Here is a 24,594-nt window from a genome sequence, read left to right as displayed (position 1 = left end):
CCCGCCCCATTCGGGGACGATATTCGGGGTGTCGAATAGCAAGGGCGGGCAGGAACATGATGAACCGGGTGGTCGATACGATTCTCAAGCTCGAAGGCCGCAACGATTTCCTCGACCGCGGCGTGCTGGCCCTCGGGATGTTCGCCCTCGCGCTGTCGGCGGGGGGCACGATCCTTCTTTACTGACGCGGGCGCTACAGGATGAGGCCGGGATCCTCGCCCAAATCGAGACCGGGAAAGATATCGCCGGTCAGGCGGCCGCGGTCGATACCGTAAAGCGACCGCATGGCCCAGGCCGCATAGCCGCGGACGTCGCCCGTGGGCATCAGGTCGCGCCGGTCGAACAGCTCGGCCTCGGAAAGCCCCGGCCAGCGGCCATGCACACGCCCGCCGCGCACCGCACCGCCCGCCATCAGCATCGCGCCGCCCGTCCCGTGATCGGTCCCGTCATTGCCGTTCTCGCGCGCGGTGCGCCCGAACTCGGTCATGGCCAGAACGGTGGTCTTGTCCCATACCGGGCCCAACCCGGCGCGCAGCGCCTCGATCACGTCGGCCAGATCGCCCAGCGCGCGGGGCAGGTTCCGCCCCTGGTCGCGATGGGTGTCCCATCCCGACAGCGAAAACGACGCGATCCGCGTGTCGCGGTATAGCTGCTCGGCCGCAAAGGCGGCCAGCGCCACGGTCGACCCGCCGCCCCGCCGTGTCAGCGCCTCGGTCACGGCGGCCGAGCGCGGCGTGCCGTCATCGCCCAGCGCCGCGCCGGCCAGTTCGATGGCCTGCCGCGCCGCGCGGTCGAACAGCGGATCGCCGCGATAGACCTCTTCGAGCAGCAGCCGCGCCTGCCCGTTGAGGTCGAGCGCCGCGTCGGGCGACCAATGCGCCACCGGCGCGCGCCCCTCGAGGATCTTCATCCGCTCGCGCCCGACGACAAAGGCCGTGCGCCCCTCGACCCCCGGCACGGTTTGCAGCATCCGGTTCAGCCAGCCGTCGCGCATCCGCCCCGCGGCCACGTCCATGCCAGTCCCCGCCTCGAGCATGTCCTGCCCGTCGAAATGGCTGCGCTTGTTGCGGTAGGGGGTCGAAACGGCATGCGCGAATGCAAGCTGCCCGCGATCCCAAAGCGGCTTGAGCGGGGCCAGCGCCGGGTGCATCGCGTAGAACCCGTCCAGCGGGATCGGCGGCGCATCGCCCGAGGCGATCATGCCGGCGCGCGCCTGCGCATAGTCGGGGTCGCCCACGGGCTGCACCACGGCCAAGCCGTCCATCCCGCCGCGCAGGATGATGACCACCAGCCGCGCGTCCCATGGCGCGGCCGCCAGCGTCACGCTCGTCATCAGCGGGTGCGCTGCGACCGAGCACCCGATCAGCGCCGCGCCGCGCCCCAGAAATCCGCGCCTGTCCAGATCGACCATCGCGAAACGCTCCTATCGGCGGTTGAAATCGGGCGAGGCCAGCACGACCGCCACCCCCTGGCCTCGCGTCTCGGCCGCGCCTGCCGCCCAGCGCAGCCGGGGCGAGGCCAGCGGACCCAGCGCCGCCTCGACGAAATCGCGGGGGTCGGGCATGTCCTCGACCAGCCGGGGCGGGGTCTGCATCGCCCATTGGATCCGCGAGGCAAGCCCCTGCGGCGTGATCCACGCCTCGGGCGCCTCGTCCCAGCCATCGGGCCCGTCGGGCGCCAGCAGCGGCTGGCCCATGTAACGCGCGGGCCGCGTCACCGCGCGTCGAAAGTTCTTTTCCGTCAGGGCCGAGAGCGCCGCGCCATCCACGCCCAGCGCCCGGATCGCCGAGACCAGGAAATCTGCGGGCTGCTTGACCTTGCGCAAGGGAAGCTCCCACGCCGCCGGGTGTTCGAGCAGCGCGGCATAGACTTGCAAAAGATCACCCCCGCTGCGCGTCCACGCCGCCGCGACATGCCCGACCAGCGCGACCGGCGGGTCGTCCGCAACGAAATGCACGGCGAGCTTGCGCGCCATGTGGCGGGCCGTGTCGGGATGGCGGGCGAGATCGGCCAGGGCGAGCTGCACGTCGCGCTCGTCGGCCTTTCGGCCGCCATAGGTCCGGCCCAGCACCGTCTCGGCCCCCGGCTCGGCCGCGCGTTCGTCAAAGCGGAACCCTTCTGCAAGGTTCACGCGCATCCCGGTCAGCAATTCGGCAAGCTGGCGGACATCGGCCTGCGTATAGGTGCCGTCGACGCCCAGCGTATGCAGCTCGAGCAGCTCGCGGGCGTAGTTCTCGTTCAACCCCAGCCCGCGCTTTTCGCCAAAGCGCGATCCCGGCCCGATCGAGCCGTTCTGATCGAGATAGAACAGCATCGCCGGCTGCCGCGCGACGGCCCAGAGCAGATCCTCGAACCGCGCGGCGACATTGGTGCGGATCGCCTCGTCGATAAACGGCGCAAGCCACGAGGCGAGGCCTGGGCGGGCGGTGAAATGATCGACGTAAAAGGCCACGAGGCGTTCGCGAAACGGCGTCGGGCTGTCCACGGCGCGCAGGATCGTGGCCTTGCGCACCTCGTCGCCGAGGGTCTGAAGCCGCTTGCGCGCGGCATCGCGCTCGGCCCGCGGGATCTTGCCCTCGCGATAGCCGCGGTTGAGCCGCCGCGCCTCGGCGGTCAGCCCGCCGACCTCGTCCAGTCCGGGCAGCGGGTGGCGCCGCCGCATCTCGTCGGGGCTGGTCAGCGAGACCAGCAATTCATCGGCGGGGTGCGGCGGCCGCCCCGGCATGAGCCCGTATCCGAACCGGACCGAGGCGAGACTGCGCGTAAGATCGACTGCCACGGGGCAGGCTCCTGCATTCGGGACGGCCGGATCTTACGACACTCCGCCCGGCCGCGCCCGAAAATTCCGCGTGATCCGGCGGGGGCGCGCTACGCCTCGCGCGGGAGCACGCGCAGCCCCAGTTCACGCATCTGCTCGGGCGTGGGATCGCTGGGCGCGCCCATCATCAGGTCCTGCGCCTGCTGGTTCATCGGGAACATGATGACCTGCCGGATATTCTGCTCGTCGGCCAGCAGCATCACCATCCGGTCGATGCCCGCGGCGCAACCGCCATGGGGCGGGGCGCCGTATTGAAAGGCGTTGACCATGCCGCCGAAACGGGTGCGGACCTCGTCCTCGGAATAGCCGGCGATCTCGAATGCCTTGAACATGATCTCGGGTCGATGGTTGCGGATCGCCCCCGAGATCAGCTCGTAGCCGTTGCAGGCGAGGTCGTATTGGTAGCCCTTGACCTCGAGCGGATCGCCCTCGAGCGCCTCGATCCCGCCCTGCGGCATCGAGAACGGGTTATGCGAGAAATCGAGCCGCCCCTCGTCGTCCTTTTCGTACATCGGGAAATCGACGATCCAGCAAAAGGCGAACCGGTCCTGATCGGTCAGGCCGAGTTCGTCGCCGATCACGGTGCGCGCGCGGCCTGCGACGCCCTCGAAATCCGAAGGTCGCCCGCCGAGGAAGAACGCCGCATCGCCCACGCCAAGGCCGAGCTGCCGGCGGATCGCCTCGGTCCGCTCGGGCCCAATATTCTTGGCCAGGGGGCCGGCGGCCTCGGTGCCGTCCGCCCCGTCGCGCCAAAAGATGTACCCCATCCCCGGCAGGCCCTGTTCCTGCGCGAACTTGTTCATCTGGTCGCAGAACTTGCGCGAGCCGCCCGTGGGGGCGGGGATGGCGCGGATCTCGGTGCCGTCCTTTTCCAGCAGGTCGGCGAAGATCTTGAAGCCCGAGCCGCGGAAATGGTCCGAAACGACCTGCATCTCGATCGGGTTGCGCAGGTCGGGCTTGTCGGTGCCGTATTTCAGCGCCGCCTCGGCATAGCTGATCCGGGGAAAGACCTCGTCGACCTTGCGGCCGCCGCCGAACCGCTCGAAACAGCCGCGCATCACCGGCTCGATAGTGGCAAAGACGTCTTCCTGCTCGACAAAGGACATCTCCATGTCAAGCTGGTAAAAATCGGTGGGCGAGCGGTCCGAGCGCGGATCCTCGTCGCGGAAACAGGGCGCGATCTGGAAATACCTGTCGAAGCCCGACACCATGATGAGCTGCTTGAACTGCTGCGGCGCCTGCGGCAAAGCGTAGAACTTGCCCGGATGCAGGCGCGACGGCACGAGGAAATCGCGCGCGCCCTCGGGCGAGGACGCGGTCAGGATGGGCGTCTGGTATTCGTTGAACCCCTGCGCCCACATCCGCTCGCGCAGGTCGCGCACCACGTCGGAGCGCAGCACCATGTTGGCATGAAGGCTTTGCCGGCGCAGGTCGAGGAACCGGTAGCGCAGGCGCGTCTCTTCGGGATAGTCCGGCTCGCCGAAGACGGGCAGCGGCAGCTCGCCCGCGCGGCCCAGCACGTCGATCCCGCGGATGAAGACCTCGATCTCGCCGGTGGGGATCTTGGGGTTCACCAGCTCGGGCGCGCGGGCCTTCACCTCGCCCTCGATCGAGATGCACCATTCGGCGCGCACGGCCTCGACCTCGGCAAAAGCGGCGCTGTCGGGGTCGCAGATGGCCTGGGTGATCCCGTAATGGTCCCGCAGGTCCACGAACAGCACGCCGCCGTGGTCGCGCACCCGGTGGACCCAGCCCGCCAGCCGGACCGTCTTGCCGACATCCTCGCGGGTCAGGGCGTCACAGGTATGGCTGCGATAGGTGTTCATGGGGCGGCTCCAGGCGCTCGGACATGTCCGCGCGGTGAACATGGCTGCCCGCGCGAAGTCAAGGCCGGGACAATTTGTCGCGCGACATCCTTGATTTGCGGACCGGGCCGAACAGTTTTCCGACCCGAGGGAGGATGACGCGCCGCGCGCGCAGACAAGGAGGATGGCCGGCCATGTGGGAAGCCGCTTTCGAACGGGTCGTCCGCGCGATCATCGTGCGCGACCGGCTGCACATCACGTTGCCCTCGGGGCGCAGGTTCACGACCGGCGACGGCCCCCGCGAACTCGCCGTCAGGATCAGGGACCGGCGCTGGCTGCGCGCGATCCTGGCCAGCCCCGATCTCGGCCTCGCCGAAGGCTACATGGAAGGCGATATCGAGATCGAGAACGACGACCTGCGGCTTTTGCTGTCCATCGCGCTGGGCAACACCACCGCCGGCAACCGCCACGCGCTCAACCGGGTTCAGCTTGCGGTGCGCCGGCGTCTGCGCGCCGTGGAGCAATGGAATCCGGCCTCGCGCGCGCGTCAGAACGTGGCCCATCACTATGACCTCTCGCGCGAACTCTACGACATCTTTCTCGACGAGGACCGGCAATACAGCTGCGCCTATTTCCGGTCGCCCCAGGATACGCTGGAACAGGCGCAGCTTCAGAAAAAGCGCCATATCGCGCGCAAGCTGCTGATCGAGCCGGGGATGCGCGTGCTCGATATCGGGTGCGGCTGGGGCGGCATGGGGCTGACGCTGGCCTCGGAGTTCGGGGCGCGGGTCACGGGTGTCACCCTGTCCACCGAACAGCACGCAATGGCGACGCAGCGCGCCGAGGATGCCGGGCTGTCGGACCGGGTCGAGTTCCTGTTGGCCGACTATCGCGATCTCGACCGGCAGTTCGACCGCATCGTGTCGGTCGGCATGTTCGAGCATGTCGGCGTGCCGCATTACGACGAATATTTCGGCAAGGTCCGCGACATGCTGACCGAGGACGGCATCGCGCTGATCCACACCATCGGGCGCAGCGATCCCCCCGGCTCGACCTCGCCCTTCATCGCCAAGTACATCTTTCCCGGCGGCTATATCCCCGCCCTGTCGGAAACCGCGGCGGCCATCGAGCGGCAACGGCTCGTCACGGCCGATATCGAGGTCTGGCGCCTGCATTACGCCGAAACCCTGCGCCATTGGGAGGAACGGTTCAGCGCCGGGATCGAGCGCGCCCGCGCGCTGTATGACGATCGGTTCTGCCGCATGTGGCGGTTCTACCTGATCGCGTCCGAGATGAGCTTTCGCGCGGGCACGCAGATCGTGTTCCAGTTCCAGTTGAGCCGCCGGAACGATGCCGTGCCGATCACGCGGGATTACCTGTATTCGTGAAACGAAGGCCTGCTTCCTGCCCCATTGTTGCCAAGCCTTCCCCATAGGGAGGTCGAGCGACCCTACGTCATTTTTCGGCGCGGGGGCTTCGATTTCAGGCAAGAGGCATTTCCATGATCGGCACCGGCATGACCCGCCCCAAGGCGCTGTTTCTCATTCTCACCGTCGCGCTGGTCGTGCCGGTCCTGTTCTCCGCGCCCAAGGGGTCGGACCTGTTCGCGCTATGGATGGCGGGCAAGGCGTTTGCCATGGACCGCCCCGACCTGATCTATGCCCAGGGCGATCTCTTCACCCTGTTGCCGCCTGCCGAATGGGCCCCGATCGCCGCGGCCGAGGGGTTCTCGGGCGTGCTGTTTCCCTATCTTTACCCGCCGCTCTGGGCTGCGCTCATGGCGCCGGTGACGGGATGGCTCGACTTCCGAACTTTCGTCCTGATCCTGCATGCGGCAAATCTCGCCCTGCTCGCCGCGACCTTCTGGCTGGCATGGCGGGCGACGGGCCGCACCCTGCCCCTTGCGGCCTACATGGTCGCGGCCACCGCGGCGGTGATGGGCACCTTCATCGGCATGATCGCGATGGCCGAGTTGCAGGTGCAGATCCTCGTGGCCTTTCTGTGCATCCTGTGCGTCGAACGCCTCCGCGCCGGGGCCGAGCTGTCGGCGGGTGCCGCGCTGGCGCTCGCCGCCTCGCTCAAGCTGTTCCCGGCGTTGCTTGTTGTGCTGCTGATCGCGCGGGGGCGGATGCACGCCGCCGCGTCATTCGCGGTGACGGGCGGTGTGCTGGGCGGGCTGTCGATCCTGCTGGCGGGGTGGCCCCTCCATGCCGAGATGTTCCGCGTGCTCGGCGCGGTCTCGTCCACCATCGTCGCGATCCCCGTCAGTTTCTCCATCGACGGCATCCTCGGTTTTCTGTTTCAGGACCTCGCGCTGGTCTCGTCGGCGCGCACCCCCGATATCGACGCGACCATCGCCGGGGCGCTGATCGGGGCCAAGGGCGCGCTCTGGTCGCGGCTGTCGCTCTTCGCCCTGGTCGCCACGCTGGCGGCAGGAGTTTGGCTGGCAAGACGGCCCGCCGCGCCCGAAGCGCTCGCCTGGGGCGCGACGATGGTGCTGGTCGCGCTGGTCTCGCCGCTTGGGTGGAGCCATTATTTCATCGCCCCCGCCGCCCTCGCCCCGGCGCTGATCCCCGCGCTCGGCTGGCGCGCGCCCGCCCTTGCGCTGGCGCCGCTTGCCTGGCCGCTGGTCGGGGCCTGGAACCTTGCGATCCCGGGGCTGCCGCTGCAGGCGATGATCGGTTTCGCCGCCATGGCGGCGCTGGCCATGCTGTTCGCGCGGGCCATCCTGCGCGCGCGGACCGACCGCGGCCGGGCCGCCGCCCCGACACGGTCGACCGCCGCACCTTGCGACGCCTAGCCTCGTCGCTATAACCCCGGTCGATTTGCCTCGGGGGACGGACCATGCCGAAACGTACCGATATCGCGTCGATCATGATCATCGGCGCGGGGCCGATCGTCATCGGTCAGGCCTGCGAGTTCGATTATTCCGGCGCGCAGGCCTGCAAGGCGCTGCGCGAGGAAGGGTATCGCGTGATCCTCGTCAACTCGAACCCGGCGACGATCATGACCGATCCGGGCCTCGCCGATGCCACCTATATCGAACCGATCACCCCCGAGATCGTCGCGCGCATCATCGCCCGCGAGAAACCCGACGCCCTGCTGCCGACGATGGGCGGGCAGACCGGTCTCAACACCGCGCTCAAGCTCGAAGAGATGGGGGTGCTGACCGAATACGGGGTCGAGATGATCGGCGCCCGCCGCGAGGCCATCGAGATGGCCGAGGATCGCAAGCTGTTCCGCGAGGCGATGGACCGGATCGGGCTCGAGAACCCCCGCGCCACCATCGTCTCGGCCCCCCGGACCGCCAAGGGTTTCGACACCGAGGCCGGGCTGCGCGAGGCGTTGGCCGCGCTCGACGATATCGGCCTGCCCGCCATCATCCGCCCCGCCTACACGCTGGGCGGCACGGGCGGCGGGGTCGCGTATAACCGCGAGGATTACGAACGCTTCTGCCGGTCGGGGATCGACGCCTCGCCGGTGGGGCAGATCCTCATCGACGAAAGCCTGCTGGGCTGGAAGGAATACGAGATGGAGGTCGTGCGCGACCGCGCCGACAACGCCATCATCGTCTGCTCGATCGAGAATATCGACCCGATGGGCGTGCATACGGGCGACTCCATCACCGTCGCCCCGGCGCTGACGCTGACGGACAAGGAATACCAGATGATGCGCTCGGCCAGCATCGCGGTTTTGCGCGAGATCGGCGTCGAGACGGGCGGATCGAACGTGCAATGGGCCGTCAATCCCGAGGACGGCCGCATGGTCGTGATCGAGATGAACCCCCGCGTCTCGCGCTCCTCGGCGCTGGCGTCCAAGGCCACCGGCTTTCCAATCGCCAAGATCGCCGCCAAGCTCGCCGTGGGCTACACGCTCGACGAGCTCGACAACGATATCACCGGCGTCACGCCGGCGAGCTTCGAGCCCTCGATCGACTATGTCGTGACCAAGATCCCGCGCTTCGCCTTCGAGAAATTTCCGGGTGCCAAGCCCGACCTGACCACCGCGATGAAATCGGTAGGCGAGGTGATGGCCGTGGGCCGCACCTTCCACGAGTCGATGCAAAAGGCGCTGGCCTCGCTCGAGACGGGGCTCACCGGCTTCGACGAGATCGAGATCCCCGGCGCCCCCGACGAGGCCAGCGTGATCGCCGCGCTCTCGGCGCAGACGCCCGACCGCATCCGCGTCATCGCGCAGGCGATGCGGCTCGGGGTGTCGGATGCCACGATCCACGGCATCACCCGGTTCGACCCGTGGTTCCTGTCGCGCATCCGCGAGATCGTCGAGACCGAGGCCCGGATCCGCCATGACGGCCTGCCGCAGGACGCCTGGGGGATGCGCGAGCTTAAAATGATGGGTTTCACCGATGCGCGGCTCGCGATCCTGACCGGCCAGGACGAGGCGCGGGTTCGCCGCGCGCGCCATGGTCTCGGCGTGACCGCGGTATTCAAGCGGATCGACACCTGCGCGGCCGAGTTCGAGGCGCAGACGCCCTATATGTACTCGACCTACGAGGTGCCCGCGATGGGCGATGTCGAGGACGAGGCCCGCCCCAGCGACCGCCGCAAGATCGTGATCCTGGGCGGCGGCCCCAACCGGATCGGCCAGGGGATCGAGTTCGACTATTGCTGCTGCCACGCCTGCTACGCGCTGTCGGATGCGGGGTTCGAGACCATCATGGTCAACTGCAACCCCGAAACCGTCTCGACCGATTACGACACCTCCGACCGCCTCTATTTCGAGCCGCTGACGCTCGAGCATGTCACCGAGATCCTGCGCGTCGAGCAGGAGGCCGGGACACTGGTGGGCGTGATCGTCCAGTTCGGCGGCCAGACCCCGCTCAAGCTCGCCGACGATCTCGCCGCGGCCGGCATTCCCATCCTCGGCACCCAGCCTGACGCCATCGACCTCGCCGAGGATCGCGAGCGGTTCCAGGCGATGCTGAACGAGCTGGGGCTGCGCCAGCCGCGCAATGCGCTGGCCCGCTCCGACGACGAGGCCATCGCCATCGCGCATGAGGTCGGGTTCCCGCTGGTCATCCGCCCTTCCTACGTCCTTGGCGGCCGCGCGATGGAGATCGTGCGCGATGAGGCACATCTGCGGCGCTATATCCGCGACGCGGTCGAGGTCTCGGGCAAGACGCCCGTGCTGCTCGACAGCTATCTCGCGGGCGCCGTCGAGGTGGATGTCGATTGCCTGTGCGACGGCACCGACGTGCACGTGGCCGGCGTGATGCAACACATCGAAGAGGCGGGCGTGCATTCCGGCGACAGCGCCTGTTCGCTGCCGCCCTACACGCTCGACCGCGCCACCGTCGCCGAGCTCGAACGGCAGTCGCGGGCGATGGCGCTCAGGCTCGGGGTGGTCGGGCTGATGAACGTGCAATTCGCGATCAAGGACGGCGAGATCTTCGTGCTCGAGGTCAATCCGCGCGCCTCGCGCACCGTCCCCTTCGTGGCCAAGGCCACCGACAGCGCCATCGCCTCCATCGCGGCGCGGCTCATGGCCGGCGAAAAGCTCGCGGATTTCCCCCTTCGCGCGCCCTACCCGCAAGGCGCCGACCCCGACGACACGCTGCCGCTGGCCGACCCGATGACGCTGGCCGACCCGGACATGCCATGGTTCAGCGTCAAGGAATCGGTCCTGCCCTTCGCGCGTTTCCCCGGCGTCGATACCCTGCTCGGCCCCGAGATGCGCTCCACCGGCGAGGTCATGGGATGGGACCGGTCCTTCCCCCGCGCCTTTCTCAAGGCGCAGATGGGCGCGGGCGTCGTCCTGCCCGAAAGCGGCACGGTTTTCCTGTCGATCAAGGATGCAGACAAGACGCCGCTGCTGATCGAGACCGCGCGCCTGCTGATCGACATGGGCTTTGCCATCACGGCCACCGCGGGCACGGCAGGGTTTCTCGCGTCGCACGATGTGCCGGCCACGCAGGTGGCAAAGGTCTACGAGGGCGGGCGCACGATCGTCGATATCCTCAAGGATGGCGGCATCGACCTCGTGATGAACACGACCGAAGGCGCCCGCGCGGTCGAGGACAGCCGCTCGATCCGGGCGGTCGCCCTCAACGATCGCATCCCCTATTACACCACGCTCGCCGGGTGCCACGCCGCGGCGCAGGCGATGCAGGCCCGTCGCGAGGGCGAGATCGAGGTCCGTCCGCTCCAGGGCTGACCCGGCCTTTTCCTCCGGTCAAATATCCTCGGGGGTGAATTGGCGGCCCCGCCGCCAAGAGGGGGCGGACAGCCCCCTCTCTCCCCGCCAACCGCAAGCGGTGCCATGGCAAAGCTCTATTTCCACTACTCCACGATGAATGCCGGCAAGAGCACGCTGCTCTTGCAGGCCTCCTACAACTACCGCGAACGCGGCATGACGACCCGGCTTCTGACCGCGCGGGTCGATGCACGCGCGGGCGCGGGCCGGATCGGCAGCCGCATCGGCACCGCCTGCCCGGCCGAGACCTATACGCCCGAGGACGATCTCCAGGCGCGCGCCCGCGACTGGTGCGCCGAGGGGCCCGTCGCCTGCATCTTCGTGGACGAGGCGCAGTTCCTGACCGATGCGCAGGTCTGGCAACTTGCCCGAATCGCCGACGACATGAACATCCCCGTCATGTGCTACGGGCTGCGGGTGGATTTCCGCGGCAAGCTCTTTCCCGGCTCGGCGGCGCTTCTCGCGCTGGCCGACGATCTGCGCGAGGTGCGCACGATCTGCCATTGCGGGCGCAAGGCCACGATGGTCGTGCGCCAGGATGCGCAGGGCCATGTCCTCACCGAGGGCCAGCAGGTCCAGATCGGCGGCAATGAAAGCTACGTCTCGCTCTGTCGCCGCCATTGGCGCGAGGCGGTCGAGGATCGCCGCCTCGACTGAGCGCTCAGAACAGCCGCCCGCCGAGCGGCACCTCGCGGTCGGGTGCGACCAGCACGACCTCGCCCTCGGGATCGGGCACGCCAAGCACCAGAACCTCGGACCGGACAGGCCCGATCTGGCGGGGCGGAAAGTTCACCACCGCCAGCACCTGCCGCCCGACGAGACTTTCGGGGTCGTAATGGCGCGTGATCTGGGCCGAGCTGCGCCGCACCCCCAGGTCGCCGCCGAAATCGACGCGCAGCTTCAGCGCGGGCTTGCGGGCCTCGGGAAAGGGCTCGGCCGCGACGATGCGCCCGACACGGATATCGAGCTTCTGGAAATCGTCGTAGCTGGCGGTCATCGGGCCAGCTCGCGCGAGCGGTCGGCCGCCGCCGCGACCGTTCGGCGGATGAGCGGCGGCAGCCCCGCCTCGTCATCCATCAGCACGTCGAGCCCCGCCTGCGTCGTTCCGCCGGGCGAGGTCACGTCGCGGCGCAGATCGGCCGCCGGGCGGTCCGATCCCGCCGCCAGCGCTCCGGCGCCCGCCACGGTCGCCTTGGCCAGATCGCGCGCCATGTCCTCGGACAGGCCCTCGGCCATGCCCGCCTGCGTCAGGCATTCGATCAGGTGGAACACATAGGCCGGACCCGACCCCGATACCGCGGTCACGGCATCCATCTGCGTCTCGTCATCCAGCAGGACGGTGCGCCCGACGGCACGCATCAGATCCTCGGCCAGCGGCAGCGCGTGTTCGGCGCGGGGGTTGGCGACCAGCGCCGTGATGCCGTGACCGATGGCGGCGGGCGTGTTGGGCATGGCGCGGATGACGGGCGTCGCATCGCCCAGCGCCTCTTCGAAACGGGCGATCGGCGTGCCCGCGGCGACCGAGACGAACACCGTCTCGCCATTGCCGAGCCGCCGCATCGCCGGCAGCGCGTCGCCCATCATCTGCGGCTTGACCGCGACCAGCACCATGGCCGGCGCCTCGGGCAGGTCCGCATTTAGGTGCAGACCGTCCAGCTCTTTCAGCCAGTCCGACGGCGCGGGATCCTGCACCCAGACGTGGCGCGGCTCGAGCGCGCCGGCAAGCCAGCCCTCCAGCATGGCCGAGCCCATCTTGCCGCATCCCAAAAGCACCAGCCCGCGGTCGCGCAGCGTTTCCGTGTCCATGACGATCTCCGTGATTGGTCCGGCGCCAGCAGACCCCGCGCGGCCGGTATCCGCAATCACGAACCCGGCCCGGTGCCCCGGTTCTCGCGCAGCCAATCGGTCATCTGCCGGCGGATCAGCCAGTCGGAATGCCAGACCTCGTAGGCGACCCCGACCTTTTCCGCGGCGGTCCTGATCCTGAACTCGTAAGGACCCTCGCGCCCGTCGGTATCGACGATGGCGATCATGGGCGTCTTGCCCGTCAACGAGGCGGCGAACAGCGCCTGTTGCAGCGAATCGAGCGAGGAGCGTTTGTCGAGCCCCACCTCAACGACATGGGTGGCCGTTTCGCAATCGACGCGGATCCGGTGCAGGTCGTAGCCCACGGAATAGGGGTGCGACACCTCGGTCTGGCCGCCGAGAACGAGCGCACAGAGAATTGCCGCCATGTCGAGTTCGCTCACCATGGCGGGAAAGCTAGCGCAGCGCGCAGCGGTTAACAGCGAAAAGTTAACCGAAGGTTAACGATGCGGGATCGTCAGGCGCGGCCATAGGCCTCGGCCATGGCCACCTGCATCGCATCCGCCGGCGCCCGGCCGCCCCAGGCCGTCAACTGGAACGCGGGATAGAACCGCTCGGCATTGCCGATGGCCGCGGCGATCATCCGCTCGATCTGTTCGGCGGCGGCGAATTGGCCGCCCGACAGGGTCAGCGCGTAGCGATAGACCATCAGCCCCTGCTCGGCCCAATAGGTAAAGGCGCCCAGCCAGCATTGGTCGTTGGCGGCGTTCACCGTCTCGTAGAGCGCGGGATGCCGTTCCTCGGGGGGGCGCATCTCGAAGGTGCAGATCAGCCGCAGCGTCTCGTCCGGCTCGGCGGCGGCGAGGGTCAGCGAATAGGTGCGCCACATGCCCTCGACCGCCATGGCGATCTGGTCGTCGGCGACGCGGTCGAACTCCCACTCGCGGAACTCGGCCAGGTGTTCGACGATGTCTATCGGGTCGACATAATCCGACTGGAATGCCTGTTGGGTCAGCGCCATCACGGCCCCTCTCGCGTTTCACCCCGCCCCGTTGAGTCGGGCGCCGGGGATTGTTGACTGCTCCGGGACCTTCTGCTTGGTGCGGGCCCCTACAAGATATGGTGTGGGAATCGCGATTCGCTGTAAAGGCTCGCTGCGGGAACCCCGGCGAGAAAGACGTGGATAACTTTGGAAAACGGCGGTTTTTCGCCCGTCAAAAGGCCCTGCGGGCGCGCAGCGCGGCGCCGATGGTCCCATCGTCGAGATAATCGAGCTCGCCGCCCACCGGCACGCCCTGCGCGAGACTCGTGACCGAGACGCCCCGCCCCTCGAGCCGGTCGGCGATGTAATGGGCCGTGGTCTGCCCGTCCACGGTCGCGGCAAGGGCGAGGATGACCTCGGTCACGCCCTCGTCCTCGATGCGCTGTTCGAGCTTGGGAATGCGCAGATCCTCGGGCCCGACCGCGTCCAGCGCCGACAGCGTCCCGCCGAGCACGTGGTAGCGGCCGCGAAACACCGCCGCCCGCTCCATCGCCCAGAGATCGGCGACATCCTCGACCACGCAGATCTCGCCGGTCGCCCGCTTGACCGAACGGCAGATCTCGCAGGTCGTCTCGGTCCCGACATTGCCGCAGGTGAGGCATTCGCGCGCGTTGGCCGCGACGGCGGCCATCGTTTCGGCAAGCGGCCCCATGAGGGCGCCGCGTTTCTTGATGAGGTGCAGCACCGCGCGGCGCGCCGAACGCGGCCCGAGCCCCGGCAGCCGGGCCATCAGCTCGATCAGCGCCTCGATCTGCTCGCGGTCTTCGGCCACGGGTCGCCTAGAACGGCAGCTTCATGCCCGGCGGCAGGCCCAGACCGTCGGTCAGTTTCTGCATTTCTTCCTGGCTGCGGTCGCTGGCCTTGGCCTGCGCGTCCTTGATCGCGGCAAGGATCAGGTCCTCGACCACTTCCTTTTCGTCGGGATTGAAGATCGACGGGTCGATATCCAGCCCGACAAGCTCGCCCTTGGCGGTGGATGTCGCCTTGACGAGGCCCGCGCCGCTTTCCCCCGTGACGGTGATGGTAGCCAGATCCTCTTGCAGGGCCTCCATCTTGCCCTGCATCTCCTGCGCGGCCTTCATCATCTTGGACATGTCGCCCAGTCCGCCCAAACCCTTGAACATCGCGCGCTCCCTCGTATGCGGTTGGCATGGATCTACGCAGCCGCGGGCCCGCTTACAAGGTTGCCCGGCCGGCGACGCGCGGGCGGCCCGGCGCCGGAGGGGACTGCGCCCCCGCTGCCGGCTGCGCCTCAAGCCCCCCGCGGGTATTTGGCAAAGAGAAGACGATCAATCCTCGGCGAAGGGGTCCCATTCGTCGTCGACCTCGGGCAGGGCGTCGACCGCCGCGGCGGCGGCGATGTCGTCGGGCGTGCGGATGCCGACGATGCGCGCATCCGGAAACGCGGCGCGCACGGCCTGCATCAGGGGGTGGGCCTCGGCCGCGCGCTTGAGGTCGTCCTCTTCGCGGTCGCGTTCCTCGGCGATGGTGGCGCCCCCCCCCTCGCGGACGACGGTGACGGCCCAGCGCGCGCCGGTCCAGCCCTGGAGCCTTTGACCCAGCCGGCTCGCCAGGTCGGCCGGCGCCCGGTCGGTCGGCTGGAACTCGATCCGGCCGGGCGAATAGCGCACGAGGCGCAGGCAGCTCTCGACCTCGATCAGCAGCTTGGCATCGCGATTGGCCCGGATCAGCGCCACGACCTGCCCGAACTCGGCATAACGGGCCAGGGCGGTATCGGGTGCGACGGCCGCCGCGGTGGCCGCACCGCCCCCGCCCCCCGCCGGACGGAGCGCGCGGGCGGGACCGGGCGACGTCCCGGCCGGGGCGCGCGGCGGTGCATCGCCCCCGCCGGATGGCGAAGAGGGCGGCGGGGTCGCATCTCTGAGCTTGCGCACGAGATCCTCGGGCGGGGGCAGGTCGGCCACATGGGTCAGGCGGATGATCGCCATCTCGGCGGCCATCATCGCACCGGTGGCCTGGGCAACCTCTTCGAGGGCCTTGACCAGCATCTGCCACATCCGCGTCAGCGACCGCATCGGCAGGGCCTCGGCCATGGCGACGCCGCGGGCGCGTTCATCGGGGCCGACGGTCGGGTCGTCCGCCGCGCCGGGCGTGATCTTCATCACGCTGATCCAATGCGTGATCTCGGCCAGGTCGCGCAGCACGGCCAGCGGATCGGCGCCGTCGGCATACTGCCCGCCGAGCTCGTTCAGCGCCGCGGCCGCGTCGCCCCGCATCACCATGTCGAACAGGTCGAGCACCCGCCCCCGGTCGGCGAGCCCCAGCATCGCGCGCACTTCGGCGGCGGTGGTTTCGGCCGCGCCGTGGGCGATGGCCTGATCGAGAAGGCTGACCGCATCGCGGACCGAGCCTTCGGCCGCGCGGGTGATGAGCCCCAGCGCGTCGTCGCCCACGCGCGCGCCCTCGGCCCCGGCGATCCGGCGCAGATGGGCGATCATCGTCTCGGGCTCGATCCGGCGCAGGTCGAACCGCTGGCAGCGCGACAGGACCGTGACCGGCACCTTGCGAATCTCGGTCGTGGCAAAGATGAACTTTACATGGGCGGGCGGTTCCTCGAGCGTCTTGAGAAGCGCGTTGAACGCACTTGTCGACAGCATGTGGACCTCGTCGATGATGTAGATCTTGAACCGCGCCGAGGTCGGCGCATACTGCACCGAGTTGAGGACGTTGTCGCGGATGTCGTTCACGCCGGTCTGGCTGGCACCGTCCATCTCCATCACGTCGACATGGCGGCCTTCGGCGATGGCGCGGCAGGGCTCGCAGCGGTCGCAGGGGGTCGTCGTCGGCCCGCCCTGCCCGTCGGGGCCGATGCAGTTCATGCCCTTGGCGATGATCCGGGCGGTGGTCGTCTTTCCGGTGCCGCGGATGCCCGTCAGGACGAAGGCCTGCGCGATCCGGCCCGCCTCGAACGCGTTGCGCAGGGTGCGCACCATCGCGTCCTGGCCGATCAGGTCGTCGAACGTGGCGGGGCGATACTTGCGGGCAAGCACCTGGTACGGAGCGTCGGTCATGGACGGCCTCGGATCTGGACAGGGGGCCAGACTAGCGGCGCGGGGCGCGCGGGGCTAGAGCAGCCACAACACGATGGCGACGGCGCAGACGCCCAGAACGAGGCTGGCGGTCAGCGCGGTCTGACTGCGCGCCGACTGCGCCTTGCAGCCATGCGCGTCGAGATTGCGCCGCGTCCGGTGCGCGCCGCGCCAGCCGATCCAGAAGGCCGCCGCCGCGGCGCACAGGAACCCCGTCGCCACTGCCTTGGGCAGCCATGACGGCTCGGCCGGGCCGAAGAGCGCCTGAAGCCCCAGCGCCACGACGATCATCGTGAGGCCGGTGCGCAGCCAGCCCGCGAATGTCCGCTCGGCCGCGAGCAGGGTGCGGTCCTCGGCCCAGTCGGTGCGCGATTCGGCCCAGTCGGTGCGGCTTTGGGCAAGGTCGTCCTTGTCGGTCATGCCGGGCAAGATAGGGCGCGGCGCGCCAAACGGAAACGGCCGCCCGAGGGGCGGCCGTTGCTGGGTGAGAGGCTGGACAACGACCCAAGCGTGGCTCGTTACGGCTGCTTCCTTCCGGACCTGACCGGGTTGGCGAGGCGCCTGCCCGCGCCAACCTCTCGATCCGCAATCTAGGCGCCGCCCGGTCCGAGTTCAAGCCGGATCGAGGGTCAGCGCGATCCGCAGGAAGCCGTCGCCATCGCGGTCGACGATGCGCGGTTGCAGGTCGGCGATCTCGTCCAGCCGGAACTCGGCCGCGGGCGAGGTCTCGAGGATTGTCACCGCGTTCTCGACCCGCACCGGCTGAAAGACCGGTCGGGCGGCGCGGGCAAGCCCGCCGCGCAGACCGGCCGCCACCACGTCGCGGATCGCGGGGCCCGCGCCGTCGATCAGCTCGCGGCTGGGCAGGACCGGCAGGTTGCCGCCATTGCGCGCGCGGTAATCGGTGCAGGCCACGATCACCCGTTCGGCGGGGTCGAGCACCCGCCCCTCGCGGCGAACCCGGCTGACCCGGCGCGGGTCATCGCGCAGTCGCCGACCGTTGAAGCCGAAACCCGGTGCCTGCTCGAGATCGAGGTCGAAGGTCAGATCGGCGGGCAGGTCGAGCCGGGCGGGCGGATAGGTCAGATCGAGCAATTCGGACTGGAGCGCCCCCGGCCGGGTCTGGGTATAGGCCGAGGTCGACCATTCCAGCCACAGCATGAGGTCCGCGACCGTCAGCGACATGATGGCCAGCCGGTCGTCATGCGGGCACAGGCGGCCCAGCGTCGACCGCGTCACGGTCCCCGCGGGCACGTCGACGAAATGGCCGACACCGGCATAGCCGCCATAGGCCGGCGGCGCGGCCATTCCGATCACCGGCAGATCCGTCTTTCCCAGCCTTTCGCGGGCGGCGCGGGCCATGCTGCGCGCCAGAAGCTCGGTGACCGATGACCGGCCCAGCGCCGCGAAACAGGTATGCAGCGCGACCGGCGAGGTTCCTTCGACATCGGCGGCGCGGCGTTTCACGATCTCGTGGGCAAGCTGCGTCCGGGCGCGGATCACGGCCGCGGCGGCCAGGTCGGGGGCCGCCTCGGCACGCGTCTCGAGACAGGCGACACGCCGTGTGCGGACGCGATCCGGGGCGGGCGCGGCCATCTCGATCCGCAGGTCGATCACCCCGACATGCCGGCCCCAGAACCCGGCCTGTATGGCGGGCTTGCCGGCGACGATCCCGTTTCTGGGGTCGATCCGCGCCGTGGCCGCATGGGCGGGGCCGGGAAAGATGCGGTGCGTATGGCCCAGCACAAAGGCATCCGCCCCGCCGCCCTGCGCCAGATCGACGATCTCGCTGTCGTCGTCATGCAGCCCGTCATGGCACAGGCAGATCACGAGATCCGCGCCCGCCTCGCGCAGCGCGGTCGAGGCCCTGTCAAAGGCAGGGCGCATCGGGCCGACCGATACGGCCCCGCGCGCCGCCTCGGGATGACCGGCGAGCGCGCCGGGATGAAGCAGGCCGAACACCCCGATCCGGAACGCCACCGGCGTGCCGTCGCGATCCCGCATCCGGGGCGACAGCAGCGCGGTTCCGGGGAGAGACACGGGCCCCGCGGCGGCCCCGAAGTCCAGATTGGCGGACAGGATCGGAAAGGCGGCCTGCCGCTGGATGGCGTCCAGCGATCCGCACCCGAAATCGAGATCGTGATTTCCCAGGGCCGCGGCGTCGAAGCCCAGCGCGTTCATGGCCGCGAGCACCGGGATATTGGTCGGGCCGGCGATCTCGGACATCAGGCTGCCCGACAGGAAATCACCGGCATCGAGCAGGATCGAGTTCGCGGCCTCGCCCCTCAGCCGCTCGATCAGGCCGGCGGCCCGCTCGAGCCCGAAATCGGGTTCGAACCGGCGCGCAGCATAGTCGAAGCTGCGGGCATGGCCATGCAGATCGCAGGTGGCTATGATCCTGAGATCGACTGCCGCGCCTTTTGGCCGGACGCCGCGAGACGATCCGTCGGAGAACTTGTTACGCATGAAGCCTTCTTCGTGCCGCGCCCGTAGGCGAACTATAGCCTATGCCCGGCAAAAATCGGTGGAAAGTGGCCGAGGCGACCATCGGCCGCAGCTTACGTGACGGAATAACGGGAAAAGAACATGCGTCTCGCCGAAACGGTCACGTTCGGAACGTCCGACCTCGACCGCGCCGCCCATCTGCGCGCCCGCGTGGCCGATCTGCATGCCTCGGGGGCGGGGCGTGTGCTGGCGCTCTGGCGCGGGCGCCCGCTCGTCGCGCGCGGCGCGGGCGGCGAAGAGCGGCTCGTCCTGCTCGCGCGCGGCACCCCCGCGCTGCCCGATTGCGCGGCATGGCTGTTCCTCGGGCTCGACGGCGGCGAGCCGCGCTTTGCCGCCGACCTGTCGGACTGGACGCCCGACGCCCTGCCCGGAACGCTCGCGGATTTCGCCGATCCGTCCGAGGTCCGGCATCCCGACCTGCCCGACACCGCCCGTTTCGTCGAGATGCGCGCGATCCTGACACTCCTGCCGCGGCGCGACGCCGAACTGGCCGTCATGGCGCGGGGCCTGCTCGAATGGCACCGGACGCACCGGTTCTGCGCCAGCTGCGGTCGGCCGAGCGACCCGGTCGATGCCGGTTGGAAACGTCTCTGCCCCGATTGCGGGCGTCACCATTTTCCGCGCACCGATCCCGTCGTCATCATGCTCGTGACGCATGGCAACTCGGTCCTGCTGGGCCGCGCGCCGCAATGGCCCGAGGGGATGTTCTCGCTGCCCGCGGGGTTCGTCGAGCCGGGCGAGACCGTCGAGGCCGCCGTGCGCCGCGAAACGCTCGAGGAAACCGGCATCCATGTCGGCGCGGTCTCGTACCTGTCCAGCCAGCCCTGGCCCTATCCCGCCTCGCTGATGATCGGCTGCCGCGGGGCCGCGCGCAGCCGTGAGCTCAGGATCGACCCCGCCGAGCTCGACGATGCCCGGTGGTTCAGCCGCGAAGCGGTGATGGACAGCCTCGCGGGCATCGATTCCCGTGTCCGCCCGGCCAGACCCGGCGCAATTGCGCATTTCATCCTGCGGCAATGGCTTGCCGACAGGCTGGATTGACGCGAAACCCCTCGCGATCAGGAGGCCACCCCATGAAGTTCTCGACCCGCAAGGACATCGCCGCGTCGCCCGCCGCGGCATTCGCCGTGATCTCGGATTTCGACACCATCGCGGATCAGGCGCGGGCACAGGGCGCGACGGTCGAGCGTCTCGACGCTGCCACGACGCCGGCCACGGGGCATTGGAAGATCGGGTTCGATTTCCGCGGCAAGCGCCGCGTCTCCGAATCCAGGATCACCACCTACGACCCGCCCCAGCAGCTTGCCCTGCGCAGCCGGATCGAAGGCCTCGTCGTCCTGCTCAACATCGAGATCCTCGAGGTCGCGCCCGACAAGTCGCGGCTGTTCTACGTGGTCGAGCTCAAGCCCGAGACGATGCGCGCGGGGCTTGTCGTGCAATCTATGAAACTTGCCCGCGGCACCATCGAGAAACGGTTCGAGAAACGGATCGGCAAGCTCACCGCCCGCATCGAAAGCCAAGCCCGCGCCTGATTGCACCGCCCCGTCCTTTCGTCCAACCTGCCGGAATGTCCATGCGCCGCAAAGCGTTCGCCGTCCACCTTCTGACCGCCACAGGCGCCGTCTTCGCCATGCTGGCGATGCTGGCCGCCGTCAAAGCCGACTGGGAGCTGATGTGGCTCTGGCTCGTCGTCGCCTTCGCGGTCGACGGCATCGACGGACCGCTTGCGCGGCGCTTCGACGTGGGCACGAACGCGCCCGAATATGACGGGGTGCTGATGGACCTCATCATCGACTATCTCACCTATGTGTTCATCCCGGCCTTCGCGCTGTTCGCGTCGGGGCTCCTGCCCGGCTGGACCGGCTGGATCGCGATCATCGTCATCACCTATGCCAGCGTGGTCTATTTCGCCGACACGCGGATGAAGACGCGCGACTATTCCTTTCTCGGGTTTCCGGGCTGCTGGAACATGGCGGTGCTGGTGTTCTTCGCGCTCGAGCCGAATTTCTGGATCATTCTGGCCTGCGTCGGATTGCTGGCGGTGGCGATGTTCCTGCCGCTGAAATTCGTGCATCCCGTCCGCACGGCGCGGTGGCGCGCGGTGACGCTGCCCGTGGCGCTGCTATGGGTCGGTTTCGCCATCTGGGCCGCCGCGATCGAGTTCGACCCCTCGAGCTGGGCGGGATGGGCGCTGGCGCTGGCCTCGCTCTACCTCGTGCTGGCCGGGATCGCGCAACAGGCGATCTACGGCCCGGACGGCTGAGACCGCGCGCCGACGCGCGCGATCTTCTCTTTTCAAATACCCAGGCGGTGCGACGCCGCCGGCCCGCGCGATGCGTCCTCAGCCAAGGGCGGCATCGCAGCGCGCGCAGGTCGCCGGATGGGCATGGGTGCCCACATCGGGCAGCACCCTCCAGCAGCGCTCGCATTTGACGCCATCGGCCCGTGCGACGGTCACGGCCACGCCCGCCGTCTCGGGCAGGCGAAAGGCCGTGTCGGGCGCGGGATCGGTGGTCACATGCAGCCCCGAGGTGATGCACATCGTGGCGAACCGGTCGGGGTCGGTGATGACCCCGGCCAGCTCGGGGCCGACATGAACGATCGGCGCAGCCTCCAAAGACGAGCCGATGCGCTTTTCGCGCCGCTCGACCTCGATGGCGCCCGTCACCACGCGGCGGATGGCGCGCTCCCGAGCCATGCGCGCGGCCAGCTCGGGATCGAGCCAGTCTTCGGGCGTGGCGGGCGCATCCTCGAGATGGACGCTCGACTCCTCGCCGGGGAACCGCTCGAGCCAGACCTCCTCCATGGTGAATACCAGGATCGGCGACAGCCATGTGACGAGCCGGTGAAACAGCGCGTCCAGCACCGTCAGCGCCGCGCGGCGGGTCACGCCGTCGGCCGGGTCGCAGTAAAGCGCATCCTTGCGGATATCGAAGTAGAAGGCCGACAAATCCACCGTGCAGAAGGTGAACAGCGCCTGGAACACGCCCTGGAAATCGTAGGCGGAGTAGCCCTCGCGCACGACACGGTCGAGCTCGGCCAGGCGGTGCAGCACGAAACGTTCGAGCTCGGGCATGTCCTCGCGCGCGATCGCCTTTTCCGGGTCGTAATGCGCCACGTTGCCCAGCAGGAACCGCAGCGTGTTGCGCAGGCGGCGATAGCTGTCGGCCGTGCCCTTGAGGATCTTATCGCCGATGCGCTGGTCGCCCGTGTAATCGGACTGCGCCACCCAAAGCCGCAGGATATCGGCGCCGTATTCCTTCACGATCTGCTCGGGCAGGATGGTGTTGCCGAGCGATTTGGACATCTTGTTGCCCTTCTCGTCCAGCGTGAAGCCATGGGTCAGCACCCCGCGATAGGGCGCACGGCCCCGCGTTCCGCAGGATTGCAGCATCGACGAATGGAACCACCCGCGATGCTGGTCCGTCCCCTCGAGATAGAGATCGGCCAGCCCGTCCTCGGACCCGTCCTCGCGGTCGCGCAGCACGAAGGCATGGGTCGACCCGCTGTCGAACCAGACGTCGAGAATGTCGAAGACCTGCTCCCACTCGGCGGGATCGTGGTCGGGGCCGAGGAACCTTTCCTTGGCGCCCTCGGCATACCAGGCATCCGCGCCCTCGGCCTCGAACGCCTCGAGGATGCGGACGTTCACAGCGGCATCGCGCAGCAGGAAATCGGGATCGGTCGGCCGCGCGCCGACCTTGACGAAGCAGGTCAGCGGCACGCCCCAGGCACGCTGGCGCGACAGCACCCAGTCGGGGCGGCTCTCGATCATGGCGTGAAGTCGGTTGCGCCCGCGCTCGGGCGTCCATGTCACCAGCTCGTCGATCGAGGTCAGCGCGCGCTCGCGGATGGTGCGCCCATAGGTATCCTGCCCGTCGCCCACGGGCCGGTCGATGGCGGCGAACCACTGCGGCGTGTTGCGATAGATCAGCGGCGCCTTGGAGCGCCAGCTATGCGGGTAGGAATGCTTGATCTTGCCGCGCGCGAGCAGCCCGCCGACCTCGGCCAGCTTGTCGATCACCGCCTTGTTCGCGTCGCCCTCCTTGCCGTTGGGCTTGAGGATGCTCGCCCCCCCGAAAAGCGGCAGATCGGCGCGGAAACGTCCATCCTCCTCGACATTGTAGGTGATGACCTCGCCCAGCATGCCGAGATCGCGATAGAGCTCGAACTCGTCCATGCCGTGCGAGGGCGCGCAATGGACAAAGCCCGTGCCGTCCTCGTCGGTGACGAAGGGCGCGGCACGGAAATCGCGCGGGGCATCCCATTCGCCCTGCGCCCCCTCGGCCCCGGCCAGGGGATGCGCCACCCGCATCGCCGAAAGCTGCATCTCGGTCACGTCGCGCACCCGCCGCCACTGGCCATCCTGCAACCGGGCGCGGGCAAAGGTGTCGGCGGCGCGGGCATCGGCGAGGATGAACCGCTCGCCGGGGCGGGCCCAGCATTCCTCGGGCGTGTCGACGACCTCGTAAAGCCCGTAGGCGAATTCGGGGCCATAAACGACGGCCTTGTTCGACGGGATCGTCCAGGGGGTCGTGGTCCAGATCACGACATTGGCGCCGAGGAACGCCGCGCGCGCCTCTTCGCGCGCGAGGGCGATGGCCTCGCGGGCGTCGTCGTCCAGCTCTTCGTCGGACATCTGCGCGTCGGGCAGCGCGAACTCGATCACCGGGAACTTGACCCAGATCGTGAAGCTGTCCTTGTCGTGATACTCGACCTCGGCCTCGGCCAGCGCGGTCTTTTCGACGGGCGACCACATCACCGGCTTGGAGCCCTGGTAGATCAGCCCGTTCATCAGGAACTTCTGGAACTCGGCCGCGATCACCGCCTCGGCGTGGTGATCCATCGTCAGATACGGCTTGTCCCAGCGCCCGGTGACGCCGAGCCGCTTGAACTCGTCGCGCTGGACATCGACCCAATGCGCGGCGAACTCGCGGCATTCGCGTCGGAACTCGACCACGTCGACGGTGTCCTTGTCCTGGCCGCGGGCGCGGTACTGCTCCTCGATCTTCCACTCGATCGGCAGGCCGTGGCAGTCCCAGCCGGGGATGTAGCGCGCCGTGCGCCCCATCATCTGCTGGCTGCGCACCACCATGTCCTTGAGCACCTTGTTCAGCGCGTGGCCGATATGAAGGTGCCCGTTGGCATAGGGCGGGCCGTCATGCAGCGTAAAGGGCGTGCGCCCCTCGGTCTGCGCCGCGCGGCGGTCATAGACGCCGATCCGTTCCCATCGCGCCAGCCATTCCGGCTCGCGCCGGGGCAGGCCGGCCCGCATGGGGAAATCGGTTTCGGGCAGGAACAGCGTGTCTTTGTAGTCGGGGGTATCTGCGGACATATCGGGTCGATCCGGTCTAT

At 68.7% G+C, this 24,594-nt stretch carries 21 protein-coding genes and 1 other RNA gene; 8 read left to right on the top strand and 14 right to left on the bottom strand.

What is annotated here, in order from left to right; all coding sequences use genetic code 11:
- The first annotated feature begins 56 nt into the window (after nucleotides 1–56).
- Complete coding sequence (locus E2L08_RS17395; protein WP_276321534.1) at nucleotides 57–185, top strand: hypothetical protein; 129 nt, start codon at nucleotides 57–59, stop codon at nucleotides 183–185.
- A gap of 8 nt (nucleotides 186–193) precedes the next feature.
- Here the strand turns inward: E2L08_RS17395 and E2L08_RS14570 are convergent, their stop codons facing one another.
- From E2L08_RS14570 to aspS, 3 genes are all read right to left on the bottom strand, one after another.
- Complete coding sequence (locus E2L08_RS14570; RefSeq protein WP_133397828.1) at nucleotides 194–1,411, bottom strand: DUF1501 domain-containing protein; 1,218 nt, start codon at nucleotides 1,409–1,411, stop codon at nucleotides 194–196.
- 12 nt (nucleotides 1,412–1,423) lie between these two features.
- Complete coding sequence (locus tag E2L08_RS14565) at nucleotides 1,424–2,779, bottom strand: DUF1800 domain-containing protein (protein WP_240758250.1); 1,356 nt, start codon at nucleotides 2,777–2,779, stop codon at nucleotides 1,424–1,426.
- An 89-nt stretch (nucleotides 2,780–2,868) separates the two neighbouring features.
- Nucleotides 2,869–4,644, bottom strand: coding sequence for an aspartate--tRNA ligase (aspS, locus tag E2L08_RS14560; protein WP_133397827.1), 1,776 nt, complete (start codon nucleotides 4,642–4,644; stop codon nucleotides 2,869–2,871).
- 173 nt (nucleotides 4,645–4,817) lie between these two features.
- Here aspS and E2L08_RS14555 point away from each other — a divergent pair, with 173 nt between their 5' ends.
- The 4 genes from E2L08_RS14555 to E2L08_RS14540 all read left to right on the top strand — a co-directional run bounded on the left by E2L08_RS14555 (nucleotide 4,818) and on the right by E2L08_RS14540 (nucleotide 11,493).
- Nucleotides 4,818–6,011, top strand: a complete 1,194-nt coding sequence (locus E2L08_RS14555) for an SAM-dependent methyltransferase (RefSeq protein ID WP_133397826.1) — start codon at nucleotides 4,818–4,820, stop codon at nucleotides 6,009–6,011.
- Nucleotides 6,012–6,124: 113 nt separating this feature from the next.
- Nucleotides 6,125–7,423 carry a glycosyltransferase family 87 protein gene (locus E2L08_RS14550; protein WP_133397825.1) on the top strand — a complete coding sequence of 433 codons (1,299 nt, stop codon included), beginning with the start codon at nucleotides 6,125–6,127 and terminating at the stop codon, nucleotides 7,421–7,423.
- 44 nt (nucleotides 7,424–7,467) lie between these two features.
- A complete protein-coding gene (carB, locus tag E2L08_RS14545) occupies nucleotides 7,468–10,797 on the top strand; it encodes a carbamoyl-phosphate synthase large subunit (RefSeq protein ID WP_133397824.1) in 3,330 nt (1,109 codons plus the stop codon).
- A 105-nt stretch (nucleotides 10,798–10,902) separates the two neighbouring features.
- On the top strand, nucleotides 10,903–11,493 hold the full coding sequence (locus E2L08_RS14540) for a thymidine kinase (RefSeq protein ID WP_133397823.1): 591 nt from the start codon (nucleotides 10,903–10,905) through the stop codon (nucleotides 11,491–11,493).
- A gap of 4 nt (nucleotides 11,494–11,497) precedes the next feature.
- On the opposite strand, the gene E2L08_RS14535 is transcribed toward E2L08_RS14540, so the two are convergent.
- The 10 genes from E2L08_RS14535 to E2L08_RS14490 all read right to left on the bottom strand — a co-directional run bounded on the left by E2L08_RS14535 (nucleotide 11,498) and on the right by E2L08_RS14490 (nucleotide 19,200).
- Nucleotides 11,498–11,833 (bottom strand): tRNA-binding protein, encoded by a 336-nt coding sequence (locus tag E2L08_RS14535; protein ID WP_133397822.1) that lies wholly within the window; start codon nucleotides 11,831–11,833, stop codon nucleotides 11,498–11,500.
- Complete coding sequence (gene proC / locus E2L08_RS14530; protein ID WP_133397821.1) at nucleotides 11,830–12,642, bottom strand: pyrroline-5-carboxylate reductase; 813 nt, start codon at nucleotides 12,640–12,642, stop codon at nucleotides 11,830–11,832. The genes E2L08_RS14535 and proC overlap by 4 nt, the downstream gene beginning before the upstream one ends.
- Nucleotides 12,643–12,698: 56 nt before the next feature.
- Nucleotides 12,699–13,070, bottom strand: coding sequence for a hypothetical protein (locus tag E2L08_RS14525; protein WP_240758249.1), 372 nt, complete (start codon nucleotides 13,068–13,070; stop codon nucleotides 12,699–12,701).
- A gap of 89 nt (nucleotides 13,071–13,159) precedes the next feature.
- On the bottom strand, nucleotides 13,160–13,663 hold the full coding sequence (locus tag E2L08_RS14520; protein WP_133397819.1) for a type III secretion system chaperone family protein: 504 nt from the start codon (nucleotides 13,661–13,663) through the stop codon (nucleotides 13,160–13,162).
- 193 nt (nucleotides 13,664–13,856) lie between these two features.
- Nucleotides 13,857–14,456 (bottom strand): recombination mediator RecR, encoded by a 600-nt coding sequence (recR, locus tag E2L08_RS14515; RefSeq protein ID WP_133397818.1) that lies wholly within the window; start codon nucleotides 14,454–14,456, stop codon nucleotides 13,857–13,859.
- Nucleotides 14,457–14,463: 7 nt separating this feature from the next.
- Nucleotides 14,464–14,808: a YbaB/EbfC family nucleoid-associated protein gene (locus E2L08_RS14510; protein WP_133397817.1), complete on the bottom strand. Its 345-nt coding sequence runs from the start codon at nucleotides 14,806–14,808 to the stop codon at nucleotides 14,464–14,466.
- Between the two features lie 165 nt (nucleotides 14,809–14,973).
- Nucleotides 14,974–16,716, bottom strand: coding sequence for a DNA polymerase III subunit gamma/tau (locus E2L08_RS14505; protein WP_133397816.1), 1,743 nt, complete (start codon nucleotides 16,714–16,716; stop codon nucleotides 14,974–14,976).
- 54 nt (nucleotides 16,717–16,770) lie between these two features.
- On the bottom strand, nucleotides 16,771–17,154 hold the full coding sequence (locus E2L08_RS14500) for a YidH family protein (RefSeq protein WP_133397815.1): 384 nt from the start codon (nucleotides 17,152–17,154) through the stop codon (nucleotides 16,771–16,773).
- Between the two features lie 63 nt (nucleotides 17,155–17,217).
- Nucleotides 17,218–17,314, bottom strand: an RNA gene (gene ffs, locus E2L08_RS14495) — signal recognition particle sRNA small type.
- 32 nt (nucleotides 17,315–17,346) lie between these two features.
- The gene (locus E2L08_RS14490; protein WP_133397814.1) at nucleotides 17,347–19,200 is read right to left on the bottom strand and encodes a bifunctional metallophosphatase/5'-nucleotidase; all 1,854 of its coding nucleotides are present in this window, start codon (nucleotides 19,198–19,200) and stop codon (nucleotides 17,347–17,349) included.
- A gap of 120 nt (nucleotides 19,201–19,320) precedes the next feature.
- Between E2L08_RS14490 and nudC the strand changes: the two genes are divergently transcribed.
- The 3 genes from nudC to E2L08_RS14475 are packed head-to-tail and all read left to right on the top strand — an operon-like array spanning nucleotide 19,321 to nucleotide 21,502.
- A complete protein-coding gene (gene nudC, locus E2L08_RS17390) occupies nucleotides 19,321–20,280 on the top strand; it encodes an NAD(+) diphosphatase (RefSeq protein ID WP_133397813.1) in 960 nt (319 codons plus the stop codon).
- 32 nt (nucleotides 20,281–20,312) lie between these two features.
- Nucleotides 20,313–20,771 carry an SRPBCC family protein gene (locus tag E2L08_RS14480; RefSeq protein ID WP_168771164.1) on the top strand — a complete coding sequence of 153 codons (459 nt, stop codon included), beginning with the start codon at nucleotides 20,313–20,315 and terminating at the stop codon, nucleotides 20,769–20,771.
- Between the two features lie 35 nt (nucleotides 20,772–20,806).
- Nucleotides 20,807–21,502, top strand: a complete 696-nt coding sequence (locus tag E2L08_RS14475; protein ID WP_133397811.1) for a CDP-alcohol phosphatidyltransferase family protein — start codon at nucleotides 20,807–20,809, stop codon at nucleotides 21,500–21,502.
- A 78-nt stretch (nucleotides 21,503–21,580) separates the two neighbouring features.
- Here E2L08_RS14475 and ileS read toward each other — a convergent pair whose 3' ends face one another.
- Nucleotides 21,581–24,574 (bottom strand): isoleucine--tRNA ligase, encoded by a 2,994-nt coding sequence (gene ileS, locus E2L08_RS14470; RefSeq protein WP_133397810.1) that lies wholly within the window; start codon nucleotides 24,572–24,574, stop codon nucleotides 21,581–21,583.
- Nucleotides 24,575–24,594: the final 20 nt, after the last annotated feature.

The sequence above is a fragment of the Palleronia sediminis genome, assembly GCF_004358695.1.
GTDB classification, from domain to species: domain Bacteria; phylum Pseudomonadota; class Alphaproteobacteria; order Rhodobacterales; family Rhodobacteraceae; genus Palleronia; species Palleronia sediminis.
The sequence above is the reverse complement of the archived record's forward strand: the minus strand, read 5'-3'. Positions and strand labels throughout refer to the sequence as shown.

What these genes read in the sequence shown, in the direction of transcription:
- proC (WP_133397821.1), bottom strand. Translation starts at nt 12,642, where the DNA reads ATGGACACGGAAACGCTGCGCGACCGCGGGCTGGTGCTTTTGGGATGC.
- ileS (WP_133397810.1), bottom strand. Translation starts at nt 24,574, where the DNA reads ATGTCCGCAGATACCCCCGACTACAAAGACACGCTGTTCCTGCCCGAA.
- E2L08_RS14540 (WP_133397823.1), top strand. Translation starts at nt 10,903, where the DNA reads ATGGCAAAGCTCTATTTCCACTACTCCACGATGAATGCCGGCAAGAGC.
- E2L08_RS14520 (WP_133397819.1), bottom strand. Translation starts at nt 13,663, where the DNA reads ATGGCGCTGACCCAACAGGCATTCCAGTCGGATTATGTCGACCCGATA.
- E2L08_RS14550 (WP_133397825.1), top strand. Translation starts at nt 6,125, where the DNA reads ATGATCGGCACCGGCATGACCCGCCCCAAGGCGCTGTTTCTCATTCTC.
- E2L08_RS14535 (WP_133397822.1), bottom strand. Translation starts at nt 11,833, where the DNA reads ATGACCGCCAGCTACGACGATTTCCAGAAGCTCGATATCCGTGTCGGG.
- E2L08_RS14555 (WP_133397826.1), top strand. Translation starts at nt 4,818, where the DNA reads ATGTGGGAAGCCGCTTTCGAACGGGTCGTCCGCGCGATCATCGTGCGC.
- E2L08_RS14510 (WP_133397817.1), bottom strand. Translation starts at nt 14,808, where the DNA reads ATGTTCAAGGGTTTGGGCGGACTGGGCGACATGTCCAAGATGATGAAG.
- E2L08_RS14475 (WP_133397811.1), top strand. Translation starts at nt 20,807, where the DNA reads ATGTCCATGCGCCGCAAAGCGTTCGCCGTCCACCTTCTGACCGCCACA.
- E2L08_RS17395 (WP_276321534.1), top strand. Translation starts at nt 57, where the DNA reads ATGATGAACCGGGTGGTCGATACGATTCTCAAGCTCGAAGGCCGCAAC.
- E2L08_RS14525 (WP_240758249.1), bottom strand. Translation starts at nt 13,070, where the DNA reads ATGGCGGCAATTCTCTGTGCGCTCGTTCTCGGCGGCCAGACCGAGGTG.
- E2L08_RS14490 (WP_133397814.1), bottom strand. Translation starts at nt 19,200, where the DNA reads ATGCGTAACAAGTTCTCCGACGGATCGTCTCGCGGCGTCCGGCCAAAA.
- carB (WP_133397824.1), top strand. Translation starts at nt 7,468, where the DNA reads ATGCCGAAACGTACCGATATCGCGTCGATCATGATCATCGGCGCGGGG.
- E2L08_RS14480 (WP_168771164.1), top strand. Translation starts at nt 20,313, where the DNA reads ATGAAGTTCTCGACCCGCAAGGACATCGCCGCGTCGCCCGCCGCGGCA.
- E2L08_RS14505 (WP_133397816.1), bottom strand. Translation starts at nt 16,716, where the DNA reads ATGACCGACGCTCCGTACCAGGTGCTTGCCCGCAAGTATCGCCCCGCC.
- E2L08_RS14570 (WP_133397828.1), bottom strand. Translation starts at nt 1,411, where the DNA reads ATGGTCGATCTGGACAGGCGCGGATTTCTGGGGCGCGGCGCGGCGCTG.
- nudC (WP_133397813.1), top strand. Translation starts at nt 19,321, where the DNA reads ATGCGTCTCGCCGAAACGGTCACGTTCGGAACGTCCGACCTCGACCGC.
- aspS (WP_133397827.1), bottom strand. Translation starts at nt 4,644, where the DNA reads ATGAACACCTATCGCAGCCATACCTGTGACGCCCTGACCCGCGAGGAT.
- E2L08_RS14500 (WP_133397815.1), bottom strand. Translation starts at nt 17,154, where the DNA reads ATGACCGACAAGGACGACCTTGCCCAAAGCCGCACCGACTGGGCCGAA.